The sequence below is a fragment of the Saccharophagus degradans 2-40 genome (genome assembly GCF_000013665.1).
In the GTDB taxonomy this organism is placed as follows: Bacteria; Pseudomonadota; Gammaproteobacteria; order Pseudomonadales; family Cellvibrionaceae; genus Saccharophagus; species Saccharophagus degradans.
Genome location: NC_007912.1, coordinates 3,860,147 through 3,880,375, shown reverse-complemented (window position 1 = coordinate 3,880,375; position 20,229 = coordinate 3,860,147). Strand labels below are relative to the sequence as shown.

Annotated in this window: 13 protein-coding genes; 7 read left to right on the top strand and 6 right to left on the bottom strand. The window is 46.3% G+C overall.

All coding sequences use genetic code 11. The features are described 5' to 3' along the window. Positions 1–216 precede the first annotated feature (216 nt). Positions 217–2,895, bottom strand: coding sequence for a TonB-dependent receptor (locus SDE_RS15895; protein WP_011469508.1), 2,679 nt, complete (start codon positions 2,893–2,895; stop codon positions 217–219). Positions 2,896–3,262: 367 nt separating this feature from the next. Continuing rightward, positions 3,263–5,050 (bottom strand): DEAD/DEAH box helicase, encoded by a 1,788-nt coding sequence (locus SDE_RS15890; RefSeq protein WP_011469507.1) that lies wholly within the window; start codon positions 5,048–5,050, stop codon positions 3,263–3,265. Positions 5,051–5,193: 143 nt separating this feature from the next. On the opposite strand from SDE_RS15890, the gene SDE_RS15885 reads away from it, so the two are divergent. Further along, entirely contained in the window at positions 5,194–5,649 is a 456-nt protein-coding gene (locus SDE_RS15885; protein WP_011469506.1) for a YaiI/YqxD family protein, read from the top strand. Between the two features lie 93 nt (positions 5,650–5,742). Here SDE_RS15885 and SDE_RS15880 read toward each other — a convergent pair whose 3' ends face one another. Together SDE_RS15880 and SDE_RS15875 are read right to left on the bottom strand one after the other, a co-directional pair. Then, entirely contained in the window at positions 5,743–7,524 is a 1,782-nt protein-coding gene (locus SDE_RS15880; RefSeq protein WP_011469505.1) for a putative bifunctional diguanylate cyclase/phosphodiesterase, read from the bottom strand. 339 nt (positions 7,525–7,863) lie between these two features. Then, positions 7,864–8,883 (bottom strand): helix-turn-helix transcriptional regulator, encoded by a 1,020-nt coding sequence (locus SDE_RS15875; RefSeq protein WP_011469504.1) that lies wholly within the window; start codon positions 8,881–8,883, stop codon positions 7,864–7,866. A 139-nt stretch (positions 8,884–9,022) separates the two neighbouring features. Between SDE_RS15875 and SDE_RS15870 the strand changes: the two genes are divergently transcribed. Genes SDE_RS15870 through SDE_RS15855 form a run of 4 tightly spaced genes read left to right on the top strand, consistent with a single transcriptional unit; the run spans position 9,023 to position 13,362 of the window. Then, positions 9,023–11,104 carry a TonB-dependent receptor domain-containing protein gene (locus SDE_RS15870; RefSeq protein ID WP_011469503.1) on the top strand — a complete coding sequence of 694 codons (2,082 nt, stop codon included), beginning with the start codon at positions 9,023–9,025 and terminating at the stop codon, positions 11,102–11,104. Positions 11,105–11,137: 33 nt separating this feature from the next. Next, entirely contained in the window at positions 11,138–11,794 is a 657-nt protein-coding gene (locus tag SDE_RS15865) for a PepSY-associated TM helix domain-containing protein (RefSeq protein WP_011469502.1), read from the top strand. A gap of 24 nt (positions 11,795–11,818) precedes the next feature. Continuing rightward, entirely contained in the window at positions 11,819–12,397 is a 579-nt protein-coding gene (locus SDE_RS15860) for a DUF2271 domain-containing protein (RefSeq protein WP_011469501.1), read from the top strand. Further along, complete coding sequence (locus SDE_RS15855; protein WP_011469500.1) at positions 12,394–13,362, top strand: DUF4198 domain-containing protein; 969 nt, start codon at positions 12,394–12,396, stop codon at positions 13,360–13,362. The genes SDE_RS15860 and SDE_RS15855 overlap by 4 nt, the downstream gene beginning before the upstream one ends. Positions 13,363–13,460: 98 nt before the next feature. On the opposite strand, the gene SDE_RS15850 is transcribed toward SDE_RS15855, so the two are convergent. Next, positions 13,461–13,832 (bottom strand): fibronectin type III-like domain-contianing protein, encoded by a 372-nt coding sequence (locus tag SDE_RS15850; protein WP_011469499.1) that lies wholly within the window; start codon positions 13,830–13,832, stop codon positions 13,461–13,463. A gap of 994 nt (positions 13,833–14,826) precedes the next feature. On the opposite strand from SDE_RS15850, the gene SDE_RS15845 reads away from it, so the two are divergent. Next, entirely contained in the window at positions 14,827–15,999 is a 1,173-nt protein-coding gene (locus SDE_RS15845; protein WP_011469498.1) for a helix-turn-helix domain-containing protein, read from the top strand. A gap of 640 nt (positions 16,000–16,639) precedes the next feature. Here the strand turns inward: SDE_RS15845 and SDE_RS15840 are convergent. Next, positions 16,640–17,143 (bottom strand): RDD family protein, encoded by a 504-nt coding sequence (locus tag SDE_RS15840; RefSeq protein ID WP_011469497.1) that lies wholly within the window; start codon positions 17,141–17,143, stop codon positions 16,640–16,642. Positions 17,144–17,557: 414 nt separating this feature from the next. Here SDE_RS15840 and SDE_RS15835 point away from each other — a divergent pair, with 414 nt between their 5' ends. After that, positions 17,558–20,167 (top strand): carbohydrate-binding protein, encoded by a 2,610-nt coding sequence (locus tag SDE_RS15835; RefSeq protein ID WP_011469496.1) that lies wholly within the window; start codon positions 17,558–17,560, stop codon positions 20,165–20,167. Positions 20,168–20,229: the final 62 nt, after the last annotated feature.

Here is a 20,229-nt window from a genome sequence, read left to right as displayed (position 1 = left end):
ACTAGAGTGCGTTTAGCGCTTGGAGAAAGCTCGGTGTATCAAGATAGCTTTAACTAAATTCTGACCATCTGTTCAAAATGCAGTTAAGGGTACCCTGAGGGGTGGCCCTCTAGGCTAGGGGCGAAGCCAGAGGGCACATTTACTTTACTAACTTAGGCGAGGCTTAGCGTAGGATCACTAGCGACTAAGCCAAGCCAAAGTTTACTGTGATACAAATTAGAAGTTAATGGATACACCGGCAACGATACGGCGACCGTTTTGGTAAAGCGACATAACGCGTGCTTTATCGGTGTTGTACTCAATGACTTCTTCATTTAGCAGGTTAATAGCTTCTAAAGAGAGCGATACGTTATCGGTAACGTTGTAGCTGAAGCTCGCGTCCCATTGACCGAAAGCGTCGTTCCACAGCTCATCGCCGTTAAAATGCAAACCTTTGTACCATTCGGTGCGGTAGTTATACATTAAGCGCGCGCTTAGCACGTCGTTTTCGTAGTAGCCGGTGAGGTTCATCATGTGGTCTGATGTGCCTTCAACGAGGCCTGAACCTGGAGACGTTTCGTCACGCTCTTGCTCGTTGGTTGCGTTGGTGTAGGTGTAGTTGGCTACAACACCAAAGTCGCCAAAACCTTGCTGATAAGAAAGTTCCAAGCCGTCTGTTGTTCCACCAAGGCCGTTTACAGGCTGTTGGAAGGTTACATCTACGAACTCTTCAGTTTCTTCGTTGTAGCGTGGTGATGTGTCAAATACATAAGATCTGTAGCTCTTAATATCTTTAAAGAAGTAGGTAGCAGACAACAGTGACGCATCGTCGAAGTACCATTCCCAAGAAATATCAAACTGATCTGCAATTTGTGGGTTAAGCAATGGGTTGCTGCGCGTACCTGCAGGTGCTGCTTGGTTCAAAGAGCCGAACGATTCGCTTGCAGAAATGTCGTTCCAGTTTTGACGAGACATAACACGCGCTGAGCTGAAGCGTAAGATTTGATCTGCATTTAAATCAAACGCAACGTTAAAGCTTGGCAATATTTCGCTGTAGCTATTGTCTGTGGTTACCCACTCTAAGCTTGATGGTGTTAACCATTCGCGGTCGATAGTGTAAAAGCCCCAAGAATCGTCAGAGAACTCATAACCACCAGAAGTTTGCTTGGTTGATACGTAGCGAACACCCATGTTGCCGCGGAAACCGTCGCCTTCAAAATCACCTTGCACATAAAGCGCATTGATTTTTTCAGATACTTCCCAGTTTTGCGCTAGCTCTAAGCTCACAGCGTAATCTGCGGGTACACCGTCTAAGCCAACAAATGCAATTTCTTCGAACGCTGCTTGATCGTGGTACATTTGCTCTGTCATGTTGCCAGAAGCCAATACGTCGATGCTTTCTGGTGTGCCTACACCTAAACCACATACCTCAAAGGTGGTACAAGTAGCAAATACGTGATCTAAGTAGCTGCCAGATACATTGTCTTCGTCGATGGTGTTCGGGCCGTGCCAACTGAACACTGCACGCTCTTGAGTGCGCTCTGCGTCGCGCAATTTAATACCGGTTTTAATTGCGGTAAATACGCCTGCTTCAATTGGTAATTCAAAATCTACTTGAGCGTAGGTTTCTTTATCTGTAGTTGGTTTTTTACCACCCCAAATCCAGCCAGGTGCAAATGCGCTTGGGTCAGATGAGTCTACAGTCGTCTCAAGCTCTGGCGTGCCACGTAAATCGAACGAGTAACCTATATCGTTAATTGGAAGAGCAGAGTAAGACGCTTCGCGATAGGTACCGCCTTTGGCATCTGTGCTACCTATTTGTGCGTGCACATTCAGTGAATCGCTTAAATAGTTGATGTCTAAATCTACAGATTGTGTTTCGGTTGAAGAGCGACGGTTAATAAAGTCGAATTCGGTAGAGCCGCCAGTGGCAACGCTCGCCGCAACCAAGTTGCCGTCTTCTACGGTGCTGCTTGTCCAAACAGTTGGGTCCGTTAATGCTTCGGTGGCCTCATTGTTTGGGAAAATCAACCAGTTTTGGTTGTGGTTGTTCGAGTCCATTTTTGATTTCAAAACATTTAAGGTGAAATCTAAATTCTCGCTTGGAGCAAATTGGGCGCTGGCAAAAACGGTTTGACGGTCACGTTCTTGTTCAAAGCGCGGTACACCAATATGGCTTGGCACTTTTACGCCGCCAGTGTCACGCCAGCCTAAAATCTCTACACCTTCACGCACAACTTTACGTTGTTGGCTTACACCAGAAACTAACAAGCCAATTGTTTCGTCGTCATTCTTCCAGGAGTACATGGCAGAAAGTTGTGGATCGGTTTCGCCAGAGGTTTCTGAATATTGGCCTTCTACTTTTACTGAAACAGCATTCGCAGGAAGGTCTAGAGGGCGGCGAGTAGTGAGTACAACAGTACCACCTAGAGAACCTTCATCCATGCTGGCTACAGGCGACTTATATACTTCTAAGCTAGAAACTAGCGCTGAAGGAAGTAAGGTGTAGTTAAAGCTGCGTGATGGCACATCTAAGATAAACCAGTCTGCAGACGCTACTGATTGACCATTTAACAAGGTGCGGTTAGTTGAAGGGCTAGCACCGCGAACGGTAATTTTTTCACCTTCACCAAATTCACGGCTCACACCAATACCGGTGATGCGCGATAGGGAGTCAGCAACGTTTTTATCTGGGAACTTGCCTATGTCTTCTGCCGTAATTGCGTCAACAACAGCATTAGCGTCGCGTTTTTTGTCTATGGATTGAGTCAAAGAGCTGCGAATACCAGTAACGGTAACCTCTTCGATCGGTCCTGCATCCTGTGCGAACACTGGGGCAGCCATCCCCAAAACAGCTGCGGTAGTGATTGATTCGTAGTTTATGGCCTTAATAGCACTGCGTAGTTTATTTCTCATGGTTAACTCCTGCTCGGCAGAGTAAGTGATTGCTTATAGTTTGCTTTTTTAAAAATGACCGGTGTACGTAATATCGGTTCGGTTACCAATGGACAACGTTGTCATGGCTCTACCGTATTTCTTTTTGACAACGTTGTCAAATCGTTTTTGAGTGATATTTGTTCTGGGTATTTACAATATAGTTTAGAAAATCAATGACTTGAGATCTTTGGCATTAAAAGCGTTATTTTTAATATCAAAAAGATATTGGTGACATAACGGGATGAAGGGGGGGGCCATATGGCGTGTAATGCGTTTCAGTTGGCCATAAAAAAGGCCCAACAGGAAACCTGTGGGCCTTTGGTAATTAACAATTTATAGCCGTGTTTTAGCTATCGGCTTTTTTGGCTCTTGGTTTACGCGGTGCGCCATCTTTATTGGCTGGGCGTTTTTTGCGTTTGAAGTCGTCACCACCACGGCCTCGACCACCGCCAGCGTTGCCTTCTGCACGGGTAATGCGCAGCTGCTTTTGACAAACCCAAGTTTTGCTTAGGGTTTCGAAAACTTCTTTGGGCATACCTGATGGCAAGTCTACGGTGCTGAAGTCGTCGTGCAGTTTAATGTGGCCAATAAACTTGCTGCTAATATTTGCTTCGTTGGCAATGGCGCCAACAATGTCGCCAGGCTTAACACCGTCTTTGCGGCCTACTTCTATACGGTAGGTCTCCATGTTTTCGTCTTTTTCACGGCCTTTACCGCGATCTCGACCTTCGCGTCCACGGCCATCTCTGTCGCCACGGCCGCGTTTATCGAAGTCGCCATCGCGCTCTTTAAATTCACGCTGTTGACGCTGAGGACGGTCTTCCAACAATAGTGGTTGGTCACCTTGGTATAGAAGAGCAAGCGCTGCTGCTATGTCGGCAGTATCCAGTTCGTTGTCGTGTTGCATTTCGGTAACGAGCTTGCGGAAAAACTCTAGGCCTGGTGATTTGGCTGCATCCAATATTTTTTGTTTAAAGCGATCAACACGAATTTGGTTAATATCATCCGTGCTTGGCATTTTCATTAGTTCGATAGGCTTGCGGGTAGCTTTTTCTATTGTGCGCAACATACGCATTTCGCGCGGTGCAACAAAAAGAATGGCTTCGCCCGAGCGACCAGCGCGGCCTGTACGGCCGATGCGGTGCACGTAAGCTTCTGAATCGTAGGGAATATCGTAGTTTAGTACGTGGCTAATGCGATCTACGTCTAGGCCGCGTGCCGCTACATCGGTAGCAACTAGAATATCAATTTGGCCTTTTTTCAACTTCTCTACGGTGCGCTCACGCAGGTTTTGCGAGATGTCGCCGTTAAGTGCCGCACTGGAGTAGCCGCGTGCGGCCAGTTTTTCTGCCAGCTCGATAGTTGTGGTTTTGGTACGCACGAAAATAATCATCGCGTCGAACTCTTCCGCTTCGAGTATGCGCGTAGTGGCATCTAGCTTGTGGTGGCCGCTCACGCCCCAGTAACGCTGACGAATGGTGTCGGCGGTTTGGGTTTTAACTTCAATCTTAATAAGCGCTGGGTCGTTAAGGTATTTGTTAGCAACCTTAGCAATCTCTTTAGGCATGGTAGCCGAAAATAGCGCGATTTGGCGGGTAGGTGGGGTTTGAGTGAGTACCCATTCAACGTCGTCAATAAAGCCCATGCGCAACATTTCGTCGGCTTCGTCTAGTACCAATACTTTAAGTTGGTCTAGCTTTAGCGTGCCTTTACGCATATGGTCCATAACACGACCGGGTGTGCCCACAATAACGTGAACACCGCGCTTCAGTGCGCGTATTTGCTGGTCGTACCCTTGGCCACCGTAGATAGGTAGAATGTGGAAGCCGGGCAAGTGATGGGCGTATGATTGAAATGCTTCTGCTACCTGAATGGCTAGTTCGCGGGTAGGTGCAAGTACTAGAACCTGTGGCGCTTTTTGGCTTAGGTCTAGGTTGTTAAGTATTGGTAGAGCAAATGCTGCGGTTTTTCCCGTACCGGTTTGGGCTTGGCCCAGAATATCTCGTCCAGCTAATAACTCAGGAATACTTTTGGCCTGAATGGGGGAGGGGGTTTCGTAACCAACGTCTGTTAGTGCTTTAAGAATGTGTTCATTTAGGCCCAGTTGAGCAAAATTGGGGCTGGATTCGGTCATTAAATATTCCTGATTTGGTGTAGCCGGTAGGGTATCGCCGCTTTTTTAGCCACGAATACGGAAAAGGGGCGCGATTATACATTGCTGGGCGCCATATGTCTGTTTTTTGTACAACTATTTTAACTTAATTTGGAGAAGGTTTCATGCGGGTGTGGGTAGATGCGGACGCCTGTCCAAATATGATCAAAGAGGTGCTTTTTCGCGCAGCTCAACGCCGTAAGGTACAGGTTACACTGGTAGCCAACCAACCGCTTAAGGTTATTCCATCGCCGTTTATTAAAGCTATACAGGTATCTGCAGGCTTTGATGTTGCCGATAACTACATAGTCGAGCAGGTGGAAGCCGGTGATTTGATAATAACGGCCGACATCCCCCTCGCCGCCGAGGCAATAGAAAAGGGCGGTTTAGTGATTAGCCCAAGGGGCGAGCTACTTACCGCCGAAAATATACGCCCGCGCTTAAATATGCGCGACTTCCTAGAGCAAATGCGCTCCTCCGGCGAACACACCGGCGGCCCTGCCGCGTTGACAGCGAACGATAAGCAAGCCTTTGCAAACGCTTTAGATAGATTGATAACAAAGGGGTTGAAAGATAGTTAACAGAGGGACAGTTTACAGTTAACAGCTAAAGCCAAGGGTGTGCCGCTAATAGGGTTTGGCTGTTAACTGTAAACTAATCGCTGTTAGCTACCCTTAATGCGCCCTCATGTCTACGGTTTGTTCTTGCATCAACGTATGTGAATTACAGGGTTGGCCAAAATAGAAGCCTTGGTAGAAGTCGCAGTCGAATGCGCGCAGTACGTAAAACTCTTCCTGCGTTTCTATGCCTTCAGCTACTACCTTTATGCCCAGCTTGTGCGCCATTTTTATTACGCTAGAGCTAAGTGCCTGCATGGGTTTGTTGGTATCTATGTTTTGGGTTATGGCGCGGTCTATTTTTAAGTAATCTATGGGTAGGTCTGCTAGTTGGGTCATGGCTGTATTGCCGGTGCCAAAATTATCTAGCGCAAAACTAATGCCCTGCTGGTGTAAAAAGTGGATATTACTTTTGCACGCAAGAATGGCATTAATGCTTTCGCGTTCAGAAATTTCTAAACAAATAGTGTTTGAGCTTAAGTCGTTTACGCTTAGCCAGTGTAAAAAGTTTTCGCAAAAAATGCGGTCGTGTAACTGAGCCGTACTAATATTTACGCTAAATTTCCCTATAGGCCTATTAGCGGCAAGTGCTTGCTCTTGCAGTTGTGCCACATTGGCAAGCACCTGTTTGGTTAATTCATCTAACATGCTGTTTTGGCTGAGTGCTGGTAAAAACTCACGCGGGGCTACATTGCCTAGGCTTGTAGAGCGCCAGCGGCTAAACGCCTCTGCATACAGTGGGTTGCTGTCGTCATCGCAATAATAGCTTTGAAAAACCGTACTAAACTCACGGCCCTGTAAACCCTTTTCTATTTTGGCTGCAACACTTTGTGTGCGCTTGTAGCCGGCCGATGCCGATTCGCTTGCAAATTCAACGTTGGTTTTAGCGCTGGCTTTGGCTTGGGTTTTGGCTGCGTCTGCTTGTTTTACCCAATGGTTTAAATCTGCAGGTTGAGGTAAAAATGCAACCCCAATAGAGGGCGTTGCAACTATTTGCTTTTGCGACGTTTCGAATGGTGAGTCAAAGCATTGTTGTAGGCGCGTTACCAGCGGGTAGGCTTCGTGCTCGTGGTTTAGGGTATCGGTAATAATTGCAAAGGTATCGTCGTATAGGCGTGCAATACATTCAGTGTGGCGCACAATGTTTTCGCAACGTTTAGCAACTAACTGTAAAAGCTGGTCGCCAGTGTGACGGCCAAACTGTTGGTTAATTAGCTCGAAGTCGTTTATATCAAATAATAAAACAGCTAGCTGAGCGTTTGCACGTTGTGCGCGAAAAATGGCTGTGGTTGCGTAATTGTAAAAATAACTTAAGTTGTGTATTTCTGTTAAAGAATCTTGTTGTAGCGGGTTTTGATTGGTTGTTATGTCGTGAATAGAATCGGTGCCCAATGAAGAGTGGCTGTGTAATAAGTGCGATGTTTGCGCTTTTTTTCGTTGTGTGGCAAACGCTAAGCTGCGCAATAGCGCTTCCGCGGTTAGTTCGTTTTTATGCAAGTAATCTTCTGCACCGCTAGCGATAATTTGGTTGGCTAAGCTAAAGTCGTTATCGTCGGTAATTACAATAATGGGTAAGTTTGGCGTAAGTTCGCAAAACGCTTTTACTGTATCGGTTGTGTTTAGGTTTTCTGTGCTAGAGCAATAAATAAGCGCGTCGAACTCAAAGTCTGTAAGCGCTTCGCTAGCGGCTTGAACCGAATCTACAGCGAGTACCGCGTGGTGGTGTTGGTACGCGTCTCGCAACCTTATTTCAAGTATATCTGCGTCTTGGTTATTCGCTTCAATAAGCAAAAAGAGAGGGGCTAGGGTATCTGTATTGGCGTGGGTAGCTAATTGCATAAAAAAGACTCTTGTTAGTTTTATTTTGAGTCGTGGTAAAAGGCTTATACCTTTTACTTTTTGCGGGCTATAGGTATTAAGGGTAATCGCAATAAAACTGTAACAAAAAAATGTAATGTGACAGCTTTTTACCGCTTGCAATATCACTTGGCCCGAATCAACTCCATCTGAACCTGCAACAATTCATTACGCTAGTGCGTACTTTTAGTGTAGTTCAACTTTGCACAAAATATACAACTCTTTCTACCCCTAATTGTTGCAATTATGTAAAAAGTGGCGCGTTAAACTAAAGGTGTTTTTAGAACGGGGAATTGTAGCGTTACTCACGTAAAAATTACGTTACTGCGGCGCTATGTCGCCGGGGCATAAATTGAAATATTGTTTGAAAGCCTTAGAGAAGTTGGACCTGTGATTATAGCCGGCTAAAAAAGCAGCTTCGCCAATACTTAAATTGTTGTGCTGAATTTCGTGGCGCGCTTTTTCTAGGCGACGAATACGAATGTACTCGGCAATAGTGCAGCCAAAGTGTGCTTTCGATAAACGCTGCAATTTGCTTACACTCATGCCCAGCGCATGTGATATATCTTCCAATTGAATGTGAGCACCCGGCTGCAGCTCATTAATGCAGTGCTCTAAATGCTGCTGCACTTTTATAGCTTGGCTGCTAAGGCTCCGGCTGGTTCGGTTAGGGTTGTGCAAGTTAAAAATGCGCTCGCCGCTGGCTTCAATGTCGTCCAGTGCTTGCGCAATAAATGCGAGTACATTGGCGTGGAAGTGCAGGGCTTGACTGGGGCTATTACTGTGGCTGCTCATTACCGCTTTTGCGTGGCGCACTAAACTGCCGGATGCCAGCCAATGTGTTCGCGCTAAATGGGTGCTTATAAACCTATTTAAAAAGGCTGGGGCGGGGTTTTGCCACAGGTGCTGTTTTATCCATTGCGGCGGTACAGAAACCACAAGTTTAATCACTTGCTGCTTGTTGGTCAGTTTGCGCTGCCATGCGGCGTTTTGGGTGAGGTTAGTGGCCCAACCCTGGGCGCCGTTTGCAGCTTCTATAGTGCCGAACTCTCCATTAAAGCCAAACGTTATTTTCCCTTCTATCAATACACCAAAGGTAAGCCCAGCGTGTTGCTGGCTGGCTACTAGGGCATCTTTTTGTTCTTCCATATTGCAGGCATGCACCAATATGCCATCGAACTCCCGCTTTAAGGTGAAATGGCCGTTAATTAACGTGTCTGTTTTTGCGCCTTTGCTGTGGATTGTGGCGTTTCTGCACCCTGCGTAGTTCGCTAGCGCCTCGAGTGCTGGGGCCGTAAGGGCGCGGCTGCTCGGATTAGTATTGATAGGTGCGGCGGTCATAAGAGGTCCTGTAGTGACGATTTCGCATAACACAATGACGTTTTTGCATAGCAAATGGCTGCGTACAAGCGGATATTATCAACTAGAATACGCAACTGCAAATCATTCTCATTAGCGTCTTTCTATTTTCGGGGTTTACATGACCATTTCAAAACCAGCGGGTAAGCATTTGTTTCTACCCAGTGCGCTTGCGCTAGCCGTTTCTGTACAGGTTCAAGCAGAAAACGATCTAATTGAAGAAATAAACGTTTGGGGCACACAGGTTATCGCTTCATCGGTAAAAATGGATGTGGAATCCATCGAGCTAAAGCAGGCGGATCATATTAGTGACCTGCTGCGCGGCATTCCTGGCGTGGATGTGGGCGGTGCTCACTCATTAAACCAGCGTATATCCATCCGCAGTATGGATGACAAAGACTTGCGTATCACCATCGACGGCGCAAACCAAAATACATACATGTATCACCACATGGGCAACTTACAAATTCACGCCGACATTTTACAGTCGGTGGATATTAAAGTTGGTAACAACTCGGTGGTAGATGGCGGCTTAGGCGGTACAGTGCGCTTTAAAACAAAAGACGCCAAAGACCTGCTCGCAGCAGGGCAAGATTTTGGTGGCCGCGTGCAGGCAAGCTATGCCAATAATGCCTCTATGGGTGCGGCGGTAACAGGCTATGGCCAGCTTAGCGAGAGTGTTGATGCATTGGTGTATTACAACACAATTAACCGCGACAACTACACCGTAGGTGGTGGCAAAATTTTAGATGCCGATGGTGTAGAAGTGGGCAATACCGATGGTGAAGTACGCGGCTTAGAGGGCACGCTTACAGATTTATTGGTTAAGTTCGGTTGGGATCTTTCTGAAAACCAACGTTTTAAAATTGGTTACGAAGCCTATAAAGATAAAGGCGATTACAGCTACCGCCCCGATATGGGCCTTGCAACCGATTGGGCAATTAGTGAGAGCCTTGGCTTGCCGCTAACCTTCGATACCGAGTTTACCCGCGATACCATTACCCTTAACTACGACGTAACACTGGGCGATAGCGAAGTGAGCGTGGCGGCGTTTACCAACGAAAGTAAGTTGTGGCGCGATGAAAGTGCCAATCAGGCAATCTGGCCAGAAGACCCTGCATTAGTAGAAGGTGAAGCAACCAACACAGGCTTTAATATTTTGGCTGTTTCGCCGGTAGGCAGTGCTCAAACCCTTACCTACGGCGTAGACATAATCAATTACGATACGGCTTACCGTACCGATGGCAGCCTGCAAAGTGAAGAAAGCGCTCAAAACCTAGCGCTATTCATAGAAGACAGAATTGAGTTGGGCGACTTCAGTATTATTCCTGGTGTGCGTTACAACAGCTTCGATATTGACTCTACTGTAGTAGACGATAGCTTCTCTAAAGTTACCGCAGCGCTTGCATTGGAATACCAAGTTTCAAATAGCCTTGTAACCAGCTTAAGCACAACACAACTGTTTAAAGGCCCAGAAATAGGCGAAGTGTTTATTGGTGCTGGCCTGTATGAAACTGCAAACCCAGGTATTGAAGCCGAAGGTGGCTTAAATACCGAGCTTGCTATTTCGTTTGAAGATGAAGTGCTAGGTGCTGATGCGTTCTCTACAGGTATTACCTTCTTTAATACGCGTATTACCAACTACATTTACGATTACGCAACACCGCCAGCCGAAGTGGGCGGCCGCTCGTGGAAAGATAACGTAGGCACCATGAACTTAAAAGGTTTCGAAGCCTATGTTGGTTACGATGTAGGTAACTTAACAACATTGCTTGTATTCTCTAAAGCGCAAAGTGACTTAGATGCAAACGAGCAATACGCAAGTTTAGATGGCGCCCGTCAAGATCGTCAGCGCGGCAACCCAATTAGCTTAAGCATTGATTACGACTTACCTTCTATTAACGCGCTATTACATTGGGACGTTCAACACCTTGGTGCTGTTGATGGCGATTTAGCGTTAGATTCTGCAACACTAAACAACGATAAAGACGGCTACACAGTGCACAATATGTCTGCGCGCTGGCAGCCCGAAACCGTTGATGGCTTAACCGTAACGTTTGGTATAGATAACGTGTTTGACGAGTTCTACGCATCGCAATCTTCGCGTACAGGCACCAGTAACCATCCGCGCTTCGGGCAGCTTTACCTCTTGGATTACGAGCCAGGTCGTAACGTTAAATTAACTGTTGGTTATCAGTTTTAATTTAAACCGTAACCGAAAGGGTAGTGCAGTTAAATGAAACGGCGAAATGCCAAACCGGCAAAGTCGGCGCTGCGTAGGGCAATTTATATCTACGCACGCTTTCTTCACATCTATATATCAACAGCGCTTTTTGCGCTGTTGATATTTTTTTGTATAACGGGTTTTTTCTTAAATCATCTCGATACCTTTGGTGGTAGTGCGAGTGATGAGAGCAAAGAAATTCCATTTACCCCCGCACTTTCTGAATTGTTCGCAGCAGAAAATACGCCATTCGAAAATCCACCCCTCGCGGCGCTTAAGCAGTATGTGCAGCAGCGGCATGGTTTAAGCCAGTTTAATCGTATGGAGTTAGATGAAGATGCGGGCGAGCTTATTCTAGATTATTCATTACCTGCGGGTTATGCCTCGGCTATTTTCTTAGTAGAAGACGAAACACTGCTACTGGAATATCAAAAGGGCAGTGTGTTGGCGGTAATGAACGATCTACATAAAGGGCGGCATACAGGTGGTGCTTGGTCTTGGGTAATTGATTTGTCGGCACTGCTTATGGTGCTGTTTGCCATTACCGGGTTTATTTTAGTTTTTCAAAATAAACGCCAGCGCGTTAACGCCCTGTGGGTAACCGCATTGGGGGTGGCAACACCAGTAATAATTTATTTTGTTTGGGTGCCCAGTATTACGGGCGTGTAATTGTAATAAGCAACGAGAAGACCTATGAATGTTTGCAGTAAAAATAGTCTGCAGGGTATTGCAGTAAACCTGCGTAATAGTTGGCTTGGATTAATGGCTGCGTTTGTACTTTCTGTGTTTTTTTCTGGGCAAGTATTTGCCGATAAGAACGTAGCTAGTGCAAATGCGAAAAGCAGTGTAGTGGTTACGCTCACCGTGCCCAAATTAGATGTAGACCCCTACCACAAACCTTATATTGCTGTTTGGGTAGAAACCTCCTCGCGCGAAGGCATTATTACTTTAGCCGTGTGGCACGAAAAAGACACTTGGCTTAAAGATATTCGCCAATGGTGGCGCAAGCTAGGCCGTGCCTCAGACGAAAACTTAGATGGCGTTTCGGGTGCTACGCGCAAGCCCGGTACTTACACTGTTGAGTGGGATGGTAAAGATCAGCAGGGTAACCCTTTGCCAGCTGGCGAATACTTAATAAATGTGGAAGCCTCTCGCGAAGAAGGTGGGCGTAGCTACGCGCGCGAGAACATTCAGTTGGGGCAGTCTAGTCGTCAAGTAGTGGCTGCAGATAATGAACTCGGTGAAATTATTATTGAGGTAAATGCGCAATGAATATTCAATTAATACAAAACATACTAAAATCAAAAATTAATACCACAGGTAAAATAGCTAAACATAGCTTGGTGCTACTGTTGGCCGTTGCCAGTACGCAAGCGGCAGCGCACAGCCGCTGGATGGTGCCAACACACACTATTTTGTCTGGCGAAGAGACCGAAGTGGTCGCTATCGATTTAAGTATTTCTAACGATATATTCCACCCAGATTTTGCCTTAGGTGGTGTCCCCCTTAAAGATGTTGCACTATTACTGGCTGGAGAAAAGCTCGCCAAAAAACCAACACCCAAAGACCCAGGTGCTGCATTCAGACAGCAGCTAGCGCAATCTACAAAGCTAGAAGTGGTGCAGCCCAACGGTGAAATAACCCACAGCGAAGCACTTATTAACTTTGGTAGAAAAAGCACAACAGCGATTGAGTTAGCGCAATCGGGTACCTACCGCGTTGGCGTAGTGCAAAACCCTATTTACTTTACGCTTTTTAAAGATGCAGAAGGCAACCGTGGGCGTGAATTTGGTAAGTTGGAACAGGTAAAAGCGAGTTTGCCGAAAGGGGCGACAGATATATCGGTTATGAAAGTGAATAACCGAGTAGAAACCTACATAACCAGAAACGACCTGAATACAACAGCTTTGGCTGTAACAGGCAATGGGCTGGAGCTGGTGTTTAGCGGCCACCCCAATGAGCTATTCGTAAAAGAAAAACACACCATTCAATTGTTGGCTAATGGAAAGCCGGTTGCAGAAAGTACAGAAGTAAAATTAACGCGCGAAGGCACCCGTCATAGAAATGACCGCGAGCTAATTATTGCCACAACCGACAGTAAAGGCTTTTTTGAATTGGTGATTGATAAGGCTGGCTTTTACTTGCTGGAAGTAGAAATAAAAGTAGACGCCACGGAAAAAGGCGTTAATACCGAGCGTCTAGGTTTATACACAACATTAGAGGTTAACGCCGAGTAAGTTTGCTTCGCGCAACTTATCGACCAAAAAAGGGCTTAGCCGAACAGCTAGCCCTTTTTCTTTTAAGTAAAAACAGCGCTATATAAGCCAACTGCTAATTATTTCACTGTCACTTCAAACTTTGCCGCTAACCCTGTTTGCGCGTGTGCGGCTATCCAAAGGGTAAAATCCCCCGGCTCTGTTACCCGTTGCATATCTGAGTTGTGAAATGCCAGTGCATCTGTGTGTAACGTAAAGCTTACTGTTTTAGACTCGCCAGCTATCAAGCTCACTTTTTTAAAGCCTTTTAATTCGCGAATAGGCCGTGTAACACTGCCTGCTATATCTTCTACTGCTACACGTTGTAAATCGTCAGTGATATTGCCGGCTACGGCATCAAAGTTAACGTTTAAAAAACCACCGGTTTTATCTGCACCGCACATACCCCAGTCGCGTAATTGCAGCTGACCGATTTTTTCGGTTAGCGTCATTTTATTAAGAAGCAGGTCGATTTTTTGTTCTATCTGCGCATCGCCTAGTTATTCTGCATTTGCTGCTGAGCTTATTCCACCTATGGCAATAGTTATGGCTGCAATGGTGCGGCTAATGCGTCAACCGTTTTTGATGGTGTTATTCATCTATTTCTCTCTGCCAAAATACAAAAATAGCCGTGTTATAAGTTTGGTTAGAAAGTAGACGGTTTTATTGTTATGTGCTGGTGGGGTTAAACGGGTTGATGGTTTTGTTGGTGAAAAATTGTTGGTTAAAAATTATTGGTTAAAAAAAGCTCCGTGGTAACCACGGAGCTAAGAGTTACAGAAAGGCGGGGAATGTCTATCAGCCGTATTAACCAAACCTGTTGCCATTGAGGTAACCTAACCCAGAAAAACTCAATGACAGAGGCCGTACTCTGTTAACCGTTTGCTAGAAAAGCCGTTCTGTTGAGGAAAACTTCATAACGTGCTTTATATTACTAACCTGCACTGGGTGTGCGGTGTTCATATTTAAGCTGGCCCAATGGGCTGCTGCTTACGTCTTGATGCACACATTATCGTAGCGTCAAGGGCACGTCGTTCTGCTAATGGAATTCGAACCCACAAACCCCCAATATTTAGGCGTACGTGTTGTACGTATTTAATCGAACGGGTGAAAGTTTAATAAAAACAAGGGGTTATATGGTTGTGGGTGTTGTTGGAGAATGTTGGCCATTACTTACTTTTTTTGCCGCCCTACCTATTCAAGCTCTAAAAAGGCACGCCAGCACTTGGTATTAAGGGAGGGGGTTAAGGAGAAAACGGCTAGCGGGGGTGGTAAAACAGCACGTTTTTAACAGGGGCTTACAAGCCAGAGAAAAACCTTTGCAAGCACCACTTGGACACCGAACACGATTCCTATATTCTAAAGTTCTAATAACAATGACGGCTGCCGAATATCGCAGCCTAAATGCTTTTTACACCTTCAAGCTAAGTGCGGGCCTAGACTCTGATGGGATTCACCATATTTAATTTTCACGATGTAATCCTTTGGATGACAGCCATGCAGTGCTTGTTTTTTGCTTGCCTGCTAGTCGCCACCAACGAGGCCAAACTTAAGAGTACCTACTTTCTGGCGGCTTTTTTGTTCGCCCATGCCTTTATACCCGTACACGAGATGATTCTGTGGGGCGCGGAATTTAAGCTTATTGTGCGCGACCATATGCCCAGTATTTATTTTATTGGCGGGGCGGCCTACTACTTGGATGGCCCTTTGCTGTATTTGTGTATCAAAGCGCTGGTTTTTCGCGATTTTGAGCTTAAAAAGCGCGATGTTTGGCACTTGATTCCGGTACTAATGTTTATTGTTTTTATGCTGCTTACCTTTTATAGGTTGCCCTTCGAGCAGCGCGACTACCTAATACGCAGCGAAGAATTTGTATACGGCAATGGCTATGTGTTGCTGGAGTTTATGGCTAAAAGTATGCGCGTGGTGTATTGCGTATTGTGCTTAGTGCTTATAAGTAAGTATAAAAAGCTGCGTGAATCCACCCATTCCGATGTGCAAAAAATGGATATTACATGGGTGCATATGCTGGTATTGGGTGTGTTAGCCATTGTTAGCATGGAGATGGTGCTAGCCATAACCAAAGTTATTAACCTATTTGAAAGTTTCCACTGGGCAATTTTTGAGTGGATGGGCCTAAGCGGCTACTACATGATGTTTATACTTGTGAACCTATTGGTGTTTACCGGTATTCGCTATTTTGCCAGCTTCGAGCCTGTGCATTTGGCCGAGGCAAGTAAAAAGCCGCTTCAAGAGCACATGCTAAACCCTGCTGTTGCGGCCAAAATAAGTGACGCGATGGCTAAAGATAAACCCTTTATGGAACCAGATATCACCCTCGATAACCTAGCGGCCAGCTTGGGCTACCCGCCTAAAGACTTGTCTATGGTTATTAATCGACACTTTGGTGTGAACTTCTATGAATTTATCAACCAATATAGGGTAGATGAAGCTAAGCGCATGCTTGTATCCGAAGAATATAAAAACACGACTATTACAGATATCTATTTAATGGTGGGGTTTAATAGTAAATCTGTGTTTTACACGTTTTTCAAAAAGAAAATGGGGGTTACACCTTCGCAATATAGACGCAGCGGTGGTGATTCGCCCGCTGGTTAAAAATTCTGGCGGAACTTAAAGTTGAATGCCACTGCAAGTGCCGTAGCTTGCGGTGAGTCACGTTTATATCTTGATAAATTCTAGAAAAGCGAATTAAGTTTTGACATTAATAGGCACAAAAAAAGCTTCACACGTGATTTTTATAAGCAATATTTTATAAAAAGTTTTGCGTTAAAGTTGAGTAACTCGCCTAAAGAATAATTAAATGCATTCCTTAGTTGAAATGTGAGACACATGTAGCATTTGCGCGACCCATAGTTTGAGGTGTGCCGCATTTCGCGGGTTTGCGGGTTTTGTTAGTAAAACGTTTCGCCTACACTGCGCGGCATTCCAGTATTAAGCACGGTTTAGCTGCTGGGTAGTAGTGACTTAACCGTGTGGTGTACAAATAATAATACCTGCGGCTTTCTTGTGTGTTCTGCACGTTTGGCTAGCTGGTTAATATTGGAATAATGCTTATCTATCGCGCCTGTAAAGCGTACTAATAATAACGAAACAATTACATGCCGCGATGTTGTGGCAGCGCGTGCCTACGCGCTCGCCACTAGAGTATTTGCGTACTCGGTTCCTCCAATAAATAAAATATTCATGCGTGTGCAGTAATGCAGAGGTCGCGCAATTTTATTTTGTTTTATGGGGGCTACTCTTGGTGCTTTTTACTTTTATCCGCTAAGGTCTTGCTCTTCTTACTTATAACAACTGTCCCTGCCATTAAATCATGCCATGCGCGCTTTTTCTTATCGAACGCCACCCAAATAAACCCTAAGCACAAGCCAACAAAAGAAACTATATACCCCACGTAGCGAATAACGCATTGCCCGTAGCTGGGGGCGAGGCCGGTTTTTTCATCCACTACCTGTGCCCCAATAACCATTTTGCCCGGTGTGGCAGATTTATAGCGCCAAAAAACTATCACTGCGGCTATAGGCAGAACATAGCCAATAAGAATGTTCCACACCCCCCACGTATGGGCACCAATTAAATAGCTGTTGCCGTAAATCATTAGAAGTGGCGGCAAGGTTGCGGCTATTACAAGTAGCGAATCAATTACGTGGGCTAATACTCGCAGCCAAAAGCCGATAAAGCGAACAGTTGGCTGAGCGCCACTTGCTGTGTGTATATTTTCTTCTATTGGGTTGTCCATTTTTTACTCTTTTCCCAGTTAAATCTGTGACTTTTTGGGTTTGGCTGCTTACCCGAACTCAATATATTAGCATTGGCGGGCGCGTAATTTACAACGCTTAATTACTCCTTAAAGGCCCAAATTAGTAGGCTGGATGCGGGCTTGGGCGCTGCTTACTCTACCAGAAATAGGCCCACTAGCTGCGTTTGTGGCTAGTGGCACGGTGTTTCTCACCAAGTAAGTCACCAAATAAGTTCGTTTAAGGCCAAACGAACGACTACTTGGCCCACCGAGGCGCACACTGGCACAACTGATAGCCAGAGCGCATACCGTTCTTACCCCGCGCCGTATCAGCTAACAATAAAAAAATATTACAGCGCGTAGCTTTGTAATTACAGAGTGCAATTGCAGGCGCTGTACAAGAGGCCTAATACCATGAGAGAAAAACTACTGCGCGCACTGTTAACAAGCGCCAAGTTCTTTGGGGCGAGCTTACTACTGCTTAGCCTATTTAACCTTACCGCCTGTGGCGGAGGCTCCAGCGGCACTAAGCCCGTAGTGGAAGAGCCACAGCCAGAACCGCAGCCAGAACCAGAACCTGAACCGGAGCCAGAACCTGAACCGGAGCCAGAACCAGAACCGCAGCCAGAACCAGAACCAGAGCCCGACTTCTCGGCCCTACATACCGATGGCACTAAATGGGTTAACGCCAATGGCGACCAAGTGTTGTTAAAAGGTGTGAACCTGGGCAACTGGCTATTGCAAGAGTTTTGGATGATGGAGCAAGGCTCTGAGGATGTGAATGATCAATGCTCCCTCGAAGCTGTTTTTGACGACCGCTTTGGCTTTGCTGAGCGCGAGCGTCTTATGGATCTGTTCCGCGATAATTGGATAAACGATCGCGACTGGGACATTATCGCCTCGTTCGGTATGAACGTTATTCGCCTGCCGTTTATTTGGAACCTAATAGAAGACGAAAACAACCCCATGACACTGCGTGACGATGCGTGGCAGTACATTGATTACGCCATTGAGCAGGCCGAAGCCCGCGACATGTATGTAATTTTAGATTTGCACGGTGCCGTAGGGGCACAAGGGTGGGAGCATCACAGTGGCTGTGCTGAGCTTAATGAATACTGGGGTAGCGAAGCTTACCAAGAGCGTACGCGCTGGTTGTGGCAGCAAGTGGCTACACGCTATGCCGACCGCGACGCAGTAGCGGCTTACGGCGTGCTAAACGAGCCGTGGGGCACCACACCAGAAAACCTCGCAGTAGAAGCCATCGAATTATTCGATGCTATTCGCGAAGTGGATGCCGACAAAATAATTATTTTACCAGGGCACCACTCAGGTATTCACGCGTACCCTAACCCTGCAACTGTAAACCAAACCAATGTTGCTTACGAAATGCACTTTTACCCCGGTATTTTTGGTTGGGGTGAAATAGGCTACGACGTAAACCGCGACTGGTTAACCTGTGGCCCAACGGGCACCAGCGGCGTGTGCGAATGGGATGCGCGCTTAGATGCATTAGATTCCCCGTTTTTAATTGGTGAATTTCAACCGTGGACAGGCCTAGGCCCCGAACTTGGTGCGCAAATTACACGTGCCACTTACGATACCTACGCGAGTTTCGATTGGGCATCTACGGCGTGGTCTTACAAAATTATTACCAGTGGCGGCGGTCAAGGTGGTGGCACATGGGGCATGGTAACAAACGAGCGCGGTTTAGGTTTATTGGCCAAAGCCGATACTTGGGCCTGTGCCGGTTGGGATAGCAGCTTTGCCAACGCATGTGGTGTAAGTCGCACCGGTTTTACGCCCGATAGAGAAGGCGAGCAAACCTACTATTTAGTGATTAAATTCGGCGCCTGTTGCGAAGGTAACCTCGATGCAACATTAGATAGCATCAGCATTATCGACGATGTAACCGGCGAAGAAATAATTGTGAATGGCGGCTTTGGTGCTGGTACCGGTTGGACCGAGTGGTACGAAAGTGCAATGCCCATTATCGATTACAACTACACCGGTGCAGGTGTGCCTACGGGTAGCGATGGCGCGGTGTTACGCATGAGTGGTGCTGCAGCCATTAACGGCGGCGTGTACCAAGCTATAACGTTAGATTCCAGCAAAAGCTATAGCTTCTCTGGTGTATTTAAAGATAACGGCAGTGCAAGTGCATGGGCAGAAATATTCTTAGTGCAAAGCCAGCCGGTTGATGGCAGCGATGTATTAGCCGAAGGCCCATTTGCCGCGGTAGATTTTTTAACCGCACCGATAGAAGAAATAGAAAATCTATTTGAAGCCTTTGGCACTACCCCGTACGACATTCACGAAGAAATGCGTGCAGCCATGACCGCCGAAACAGCGCCAACCTTGTTTGACCTGCCCGGCGCACCTACCGGCGTAATGCTAGCCGAAGATGCAGGCGCAGCAACAATAAGTTGGACCGCAAGCGGCGATGCCAACGTGACTGGCTACAATGTTTATCGCTCAACAATTTCTGGCAACAGCTATACCTTGTTAGCTGAAAATGTAACAGCTACCACCTTCGTGGATAGCACCATAGATGGCGAGCAAACTTTCTATTACACCGTAACGGCTGTAACAGACACGGCAGAAAGCTATCGCAGCCAAGAGGTAGCCACTACCTTTGTAGCCGTGCATTTACCTGGCAAAGTAGAAGCAGAAGCTCATAGCGATATGATGGGCTTACAAACCGAAAACACTACCGATACCGGCGGCGGTATTAATATTGGCTTTATAGATGCCGGCGATTGGTTTGAATACGAAGTAACAATCGATACCGCGGCGACCTATAACATCCACTACCGCTTAGCGAGTGAGCCGGGCAGCACAGGCTTTACCGTATCTATAAATGATGAAGTGCTAAATACCGTTGCCGTACCCGCTACAGGCGGTTGGCAAACATGGCAAACCGAAAGTACAACTATCACCTTACCCGCCGGCGAACACACATTGCGCTTTGATGCATTGGGTGGCCAGTGGAATATGAATTGGTGGAGTGTTGAAGCAGTTGACTAGCTGATAGTTGCCCTAGACCTTTCTACACAGGTCTAGGGCTGGCAAGTTAACACTAGGCGTTG